Here is a 1,616-nt window from a genome sequence, read left to right on the forward strand (position 1 = left end):
TGTCAAAGCCATTTTCAGATGTCGGGGTCCCGGCTAAATACAGATGTCGGGGTTGAGGTTGGTTCTGGGTGTGGTTGTTTTGTAGTCCTTTATATCTATCTGGAGGGGGTTTTTAGCACCGAGCCTCCCGGGTTGCGGTGAGTCCCCATTACCGCCGCATTCAAGTCCTCGAGTGTCACTTCGCGCTGCTTCCGTGCGCCAGGCAATGGTTTCGGTTTGCGTACCGCGGCGCCGCGATTGGTGCGGGATGGCGAGCCTGATACGCGACGGTTGTCGCGTTGCGCCTGCAGCGCCTGGGCGACGCGCAGCGCATGGCCGAGCCGCTTGTGCTCGATCACGGCGCCCTGGTCGATTTCCGAGAGCTTGTCATAGGGGATACAGGGCAGTGCTGCACCACCGGCCCGCAGTTCGATGCGACCGTCCGGATACTCCCATACCTCGATGTAGCGGCCGATCAGCCGGCGGGTTGCCGGCGTGTCCTTCAGCAGCCAGATCACGCGGTCGTTCAGCAGCGTGAGTGAATCCGATACCTTGCGCTGTACCCGCCAGGTCAGGATTGCGTCGAGATCCTCGTCCGCACGCAGCGGCCGGTGTGCATCGAACCGGCTTCTGGGCGGCTTCGCGAAGCGGGCGTTGTAGGCCGCCATGAAGGCGGGGGCCCAGGCGTTCGCTTCGTCCAGCGTGCTGATGCCGCGCAGGCGCAGTTCCTTCACCAGTCGATCCTGCAGCGTCAGGTTGGCGCGCTCCACCCGGCCCTTGGCGGGGCTTGAGTTCGCGCAGAACGTGTCGATATTGAGCTCATACATCGCCCGGCCGAACTGGGTGACACCTTTGCCTGCAGTCTCGGCGCGGCGCTTCACGTAAAAGACGCTCGCCTTGTCGCTGTAGAACGCCACCGGTTTGCCGTGGCGCTCCAGATACGCGCGCGTGGCCTCGAAATAGCTGAACGTCGACTCAGTCTGCGTGAAGTGCAGCTCCATCAGCCGGCTCGTCGCGTCGTCCACGTACACCAGCAGCGTGCAGGCCGGCGCCCGGTCCTCGAACCAGCGGTGGTCGCTGCCGTCGATCTGCACCAGCTCGCCGAAACATGCACGCCGGGCGCGCGGCTGGTAGACCTTCGGTGGACGCTGTTTGCGCGGCACCCACAGGCCGGCCTGGGTCATCAGTTGGCGCACCGTTTCCTTGCACAGCCGGATGCCGTGGCATTCAGCGAGCTTCTCGCGGGCCAGCGTCGGCCCGAAATCGGCGTAGCGCTCGCGGATGATCATCAGGGCGCGCAACGCCAGGCCTTCGTCGAGCTTGCGGTTACCTGGCTGACCGCGCCGGCCGGAGGCCACGCCAGACGGCCCGTGCTCCCGGTACCGGATCACCAGCCGTTCGATCTGACGTACCGTCAGCCCGAGCCGTTCCGCGGCACGGCCGGGCTTGAGGCCCGTCTCAACGACGGCCTGTATAACCTTCAGTCTGTCCAGTTCGCGCATGCTCAAACTCACCAGCGTCGTGTCCGGCTTCATGGCAGGCCCCGCAGCGGTTGCAGCAGTCTGCCAGCTTGCCAGCGCTCAAAAACACGACATCTGTAAATAGCCAGAACACGACATTAGGACGTAGCCCCCACA

Annotated in this window: 1 protein-coding gene; it reads right to left on the bottom strand. The window is 64.2% G+C overall.

Going from position 1 to position 1,616, the window contains the following annotated elements; all coding sequences use genetic code 11:
• Positions 1-95 precede the first annotated feature (95 nt).
• Positions 96-1,514 (bottom strand): ISNCY family transposase, encoded by a 1,419-nt coding sequence (locus AB4Y44_RS42270; protein ID WP_368702798.1) that lies wholly within the window; start codon positions 1,512-1,514, stop codon positions 96-98.
• Positions 1,515-1,616: the final 102 nt, after the last annotated feature.

Origin of the sequence: Paraburkholderia sp. BR10937, assembly GCF_040965695.1 — a bacterium.
Lineage (GTDB): Bacteria > Pseudomonadota > Gammaproteobacteria > Burkholderiales > Burkholderiaceae > Paraburkholderia.

Bases quoted from the DNA above. Each gene is read 5' to 3' on its own strand.
- AB4Y44_RS42270 (WP_368702798.1), bottom strand. From the start codon at position 1,514: ATGAAGCCGGACACGACGCTGGTGAGTTTGAGCATGCGCGAACTGGAC.